Consider the following 5,000-nt stretch of genomic DNA (forward strand, 5'->3'; position numbering starts at 1 on the left):
GCCATCGAGGTGCCGTCCTTGTCGAACACTTCGAACACGCGCACGTCAGGCTGCCAGACGGGGATGTCCTTGCGCTCCTTGAAGGTCAGCCCGTAGAGCTGGTTGGCGGCGTAGAACACGCCGTTCTGCAGCACGTTGTCCAGCTCGAAGTACGGCTTGATCTGCGACTCGTCCAGGTCGTACTTGGCCTTGCGCACCTGCTCGGAGTAGTGGTTCCAGTCCCATGCCTCGACCTTGAAGCCACCCTTCTGCTGGTCGATCACGTCCTGGATGTCCTTGGCCTCGCGCTCGGCGCGTGCCGTGGCCGCCGGGGCCAGCTTGTCCATGAAGGTGATCGCCGCTTCCGGCGTCTTGGCCATCTGGTCTTCCAGTTTCCAAGCGGCGTAGCTGGAGAAGCCCAGCAGCTTGCCCTGCTCGGCGCGGATCTGCGCGATGCGGGCGATCATGTCGCGCGTGTCGTTGGCGTCGCCCTTCTCGGCGCGATCCCAGGAGTTCTTGAACAGCTGCTCGCGCGTGGCGCGATCATTGAGGCTCTGCAGCGCCGGCTGCTGCGTGGTGTTCTGCAGCGGCACCACCCACTTGCCGTCGAGCTTGCGCGCCTTGGCCGCTTCCACCGCGGCACCGATGTCGCCATCGGACAGGCCGTCAAGCTTGCTCTTGTCGTCCACCACCAGCGCACCGGCCTTGGTGGCGGCGAGCAGCTTGTTGGTGAACTGCGTGCTCAGCGTGGACTCTTCCTTGTTGAGGTCCTTGAGCTTGGCCTTGTCGGCATCGGACAGCTTGGCGCCGCCATGCACGAAGTTGCGATAGGTCACTTCGACCAGGCGCTTGGATTCCGGATCGAGCTTGAGCGTATCGCGCTGGTCGTAGACCGTCTGGATGCGCTTGAACAGCTTGTCGTTCATGAAGATCGCGTCCTGGTGCTCGGCGAGCTTGGGCGCTTCTTCTTCCTGCACTTTCTGCAGGGTTTCATTGGTGTTGGCGCCGCTGACGGCGTTGAACGCCTGCATCACGCGCTGCATCAGCCGGCCCGACTTCTCCATCGGGACGAAGGTGTTCTCGAAGGTCGGCGCATCCGTGTTGTCGGCGATCTTTTCGATCTCCGCAAGGTGCTGCTTCATGCCTTCTTCGAAGGCCGGCTTGTAGTCGCCGTCCTTGATCTTGTCGAACGGCGGGGCCTCGAACGGCAGGGTGCTGGGCTCGAGGAACGGATTGACCGCACTCACTTCGCCGCCGGGTGCGGCGACCGTGGAAGCCTTGGCCGGCGCGGTGCTGGCGGGAGCGGGCGCGGGCTGCGAGGCCTGCTCGTTCGACTGCTGCGAGCAGGCGGCGAGCGCAATGGACGTGGCTATGACAAGCGTGCGAAGACGAAGCATCGGGGTTCCCCATGGAAACAGACAAACGGACGCCGAGACTAACCACAGCCCGGCACGGGTGCCAAGGGCTGGAAGTACTGGGTCGTTGGACCGTACGCGGCGGCGATGACGCAACCGCAGCATGGGGCGGCCGCGTCAGGCCTTGCRCATGTCGCGCAGCTGCCAGCTGTTGCCGATCAGCAGGTTGAGGCGCTGCCGCACGATGCTCATCGGCAGGTCGGTGATGAGATCCATGTCGATGTGCAGGTCGCTGACCCGCGCGCTGGCCGTGGCCTGCGGGTCGATTGCGCCCAGCGCCGGGTCCACATCGTCCGGCTCATCCTGCATGGCACGCCAGCGCTCGAATAGATCGGTGCTGCGCATGGCGTTCTGCACCGCAGCAGCGAGATCGTTGGGACCGGCTCCGTCATAGCTCAGCGTGGCGACCGGCCCGCGCGCATGGGCGAGGTCGGCGACCGAAAGATAGAAGTGGCTGCGTATGGCCATGGGTGCCTCCTGCGGTGATGGCCCGTACATCCAAGCACGGACCATGTGAACGTCATTCCAAGACCAGTGTGAGATCCAGATGAGCGGCGGCGGCGGACGGTGCCACGCCATACGGCAGGATGCCCAGGCAGGGCGCCGGCAGGTGGTGGCGCAAAGTGGCGATATTTTCGTCGACGGCGTCCATGTCCGGATCGATCTGGTTGCCGATCCAGCCCACCAGGCGGCAGCCATCGGTGGCGATCGCGCGTGCGGACAGCAAGGCGTGATTGATGCAGCCCAGCCGCRGGCCCACCACCAGCACCACCGGCAACTGCCATTGACGTGGAATATCCGACGCCAGCAGGCTGCGCGACAGCGGCACCAGCCAGCCACCGACGCCTTCCACCAGCACATCGTCATGCATGCCACGCAGACGCTCGAAGGCCTCGTAGAGCGGCGCGAGACGGATCTCGACGCCCTCGTGCGCCGCCGCCAGGTGGGGCGACAAGGGCTCGCGCAAGGCCACCGGATTGATCCATTCGTAAGGCATCGGCGAACTGCTGGCCGCCTGCAATGCGAGCGCGTCGTCGTTGCGCAAGCCCTGCGGCGTCTCCACGCAACCGCTGGCCACCGGCTTCATGCCGCAGGCCTGATTGCCGCGACTGCGCAGCAGATGCAGCAGCGTGCAGGTGGCATGGGTCTTACCGACACCCGTGTCGGTGCCTGCAATAAACAGTGTCGACATAGCCATCCCCTGAATGGTCGCGCCCGGCATTCCCGTGCCGCCCGGCAGGCGCATAATACGTGCTTTACGGCGGCCCGCCTGGACAGATCCCCGCGATCCACGGGCGCCACAGGAGTCGATCGATGTACGAAGTGAAGACGCAGGCCTACGCCAGCAAGCGCGAACAATACGAAGATCTGTGCGCCCAGGCCCGCGGGCTGCTGGAAGGCGAGCCCGACGTGATCGCCAACGCCGCCAATTTCGCCGCGCTGATCTATCACAGCCTGCCCGACTTCAACTGGAGCGGTTTCTACCTGTATGACGGCACCGAACTGGTCGTCGGTCCGTTCCAGGGCAAACCGGCCTGCATCCGCATCGCGCTCGGCCGCGGCGTGTGCGGCACCGCGGCGCAGACGCGCCAGACACAGGTGGTGCGCGACGTGAATGCGTTCGATGGCCATATCGCCTGCGACGCCGCCTCGCAATCGGAAATCGTGGTGCCGCTGGTGCGCGACGACGGCAGCCTGTTTGGCGTGTGGGATGTAGACAGCCCGTCCATCGCCCGCTTCGACGAGGACGACCGCGCCGGCATGGAGGCGCTGTGCGCGATCTTCATGGCCGCCGTCGACAAGCGCTGAGCTTGCCGAAAAGCTCGCGCCGGGTGTCCGGCGCGTTGCTTACTCTCGCGGCGTATTGAGCAGCGTCATCACCATATCGCGCGCTTCCTCCACGCCGGTGGGCGTCTGCGAGGAAAAAATCTGCGCCGTGGCCTGGGTTTCGCTGGCCGACAACACCTTGCGAAGCGCCATCAGCGCCTGTGCCGCCGCGCTCCGCGACAATTTGTCCGCCTTGGTCAGCAACACGTGGCAAGGCAGGTGGGTGGCGAAGCAAAACTCCAGCATCATCCGATCGAAGTCCTTGAGCGGATGGCGAATATCGGTGATCAGCACCACTCCGCGCAGGCTGCGACGCTGATGCAGATAGGCATCGATTTCCTGCTTCCAGTGCTCGCGCAAGGCCTCGGGCACCTTGGCGTAGCCATAGCCGGGTAGGTCAATTAGCCGCGCCGGCAGCGCGTCCGGGCCCTCGCCGAGGGTCTGCGGTGGCAGCGAGAACGCCACCATCTGCTGGGTTCGACCTGGTGTTTTCGACGTACGCGCCAGACCGCGATGCGCAGTCAAGGTATTGAGCGCGCTCGACTTGCCGGCATTGGAGCGACCCGCAAACGCCACCTCCGCGCCGCTGTCGGTCGGAAGTTGAGAAATTCGGTGGGCAGCCAGTACGAACTGGGCGCCTTGCAATGGATTGGACATGGTTTGACCGGCTATGGTGGCGCAGAGATAATCCGGTAGTTTCTGCCAGTTGCGGACGCGCTGGCCAGCGCGAACCGTGCAGCCATAGCAGTTTTTCGGGAGACAAGTGTATGAGTTTTCGGCCTGCCGGTTTTCGGCCCGCTGTTGTTCGTTATGCCGTAGTCCTCGTCTTTGCGTTGTCTTCCGGAGCAATCCTGGCGCAGGAAGCCAAGAATCCGGCGCCCGCAACCACCGCCGCCAAGCCGGCCGCAGCCGCCACGGCACCTGCCGCCGCTGCTGCTGAAGCCGCCGCCAAGCCGGCTGAGGCGACTGCCGCCGTGAAGCCCGGCGATGCCACCGCAGGCCAGGGCAAGTCGGCCGCGTGTGGCGCCTGCCACGGCATCGACGGCAATTCCGCCGATCCGCAGTATCCCAAGCTGGCTGGCCAGAGCGAGGCGTACATCGTCCACCAGCTCAACAGCTTCAAGTCCGGCAAGCGCCAGAACCCGATCATGATGGGCATGGTGGCACCGCTGTCCGAGCAGGACATGCGCGACATCGGCGCCTACTTCGCCAGCAAGACCTCGCTGCCGGGCGTGGCTGACCAGGCACTGGTCGAGCGCGGCGAGCAGCTCTACCGCCAGGGCGACAGCACCAAGGGTGTGCCTGCCTGCATGGCGTGCCACAGCATCGATGGCCGCGGCAATCCGGGCGCGATGTACCCGCAGCTCACCAGCCAGCATGCGCAGTACATCGAAGCCACGCTCAAGGCCTGGCACGACGGCACCGTGTGGGGTGACGACGCCCACTCGCAGATCATGCCGGGCATCGCCGCCAAGCTGGACGCCAAGGACATTGCCGCGATCGCCAGCTACGTCGAAGGCCTGCATGCCGCCGAAGGCGCGGGCACTTCTGCCGCCAAGTAAATGTCTATGACACGCCGGCCATGGGCCGGCGTGTCCGTTCCGAGCCAAGACTCTGTATTGAGGATCACCATGCTGAAGCGTCTGTCGTTCCTGTGTGCCKCCCTGCTCGCGCTCGCCGCCTGCAGCAACAACAACGACAACGCCAGCCAGGCACCGCAGCCGACCCCGGCTCCGGCAGCCACCGCGCCMGCCGCCCAGCCGGCTGCTGCCGCAACCA

The 5,000-nt window shown here is 65.3% G+C and carries 6 protein-coding genes; 2 read left to right on the forward strand and 4 right to left on the reverse strand.

Annotated features, from left to right (window positions below):
• From AC1DMG_RS19600 to bioD, 3 genes are all read right to left on the reverse strand, one after another.
• The coding region (locus tag AC1DMG_RS19600; protein WP_477180949.1) for a M3 family metallopeptidase at positions 1–1,376 on the reverse strand (1,376 nt) is incomplete at its 3' end.
• Between the two features lie 135 nt (positions 1,377–1,511).
• Positions 1,512–1,862 (reverse strand): hypothetical protein, encoded by a 351-nt coding sequence (locus tag AC1DMG_RS19605; RefSeq protein ID WP_477180950.1) that lies wholly within the window; start codon positions 1,860–1,862, stop codon positions 1,512–1,514.
• A 52-nt stretch (positions 1,863–1,914) separates the two neighbouring features.
• On the reverse strand, positions 1,915–2,586 hold the full coding sequence (gene bioD, locus AC1DMG_RS19610) for a dethiobiotin synthase (RefSeq protein ID WP_477180951.1): 672 nt from the start codon (positions 2,584–2,586) through the stop codon (positions 1,915–1,917).
• A 122-nt stretch (positions 2,587–2,708) separates the two neighbouring features.
• Between bioD and AC1DMG_RS19615 the strand changes: the two genes are divergently transcribed.
• On the forward strand, positions 2,709–3,203 hold the full coding sequence (locus tag AC1DMG_RS19615; RefSeq protein ID WP_441605220.1) for a GAF domain-containing protein: 495 nt from the start codon (positions 2,709–2,711) through the stop codon (positions 3,201–3,203).
• A 39-nt stretch (positions 3,204–3,242) separates the two neighbouring features.
• Here the strand turns inward: AC1DMG_RS19615 and yihA are convergent, their stop codons facing one another.
• A complete protein-coding gene (yihA, locus tag AC1DMG_RS19620) occupies positions 3,243–3,878 on the reverse strand; it encodes a ribosome biogenesis GTP-binding protein YihA/YsxC (protein ID WP_046972401.1) in 636 nt (211 codons plus the stop codon).
• A gap of 110 nt (positions 3,879–3,988) precedes the next feature.
• Here yihA and AC1DMG_RS19625 point away from each other — a divergent pair, with 110 nt between their 5' ends.
• The gene (locus tag AC1DMG_RS19625; protein WP_441605219.1) at positions 3,989–4,783 is read left to right on the forward strand and encodes a c-type cytochrome; all 795 of its coding nucleotides are present in this window, start codon (positions 3,989–3,991) and stop codon (positions 4,781–4,783) included.
• Positions 4,784–5,000: the final 217 nt, after the last annotated feature.

The organism is Dyella sp. 01N36 (assembly GCF_056399745.1).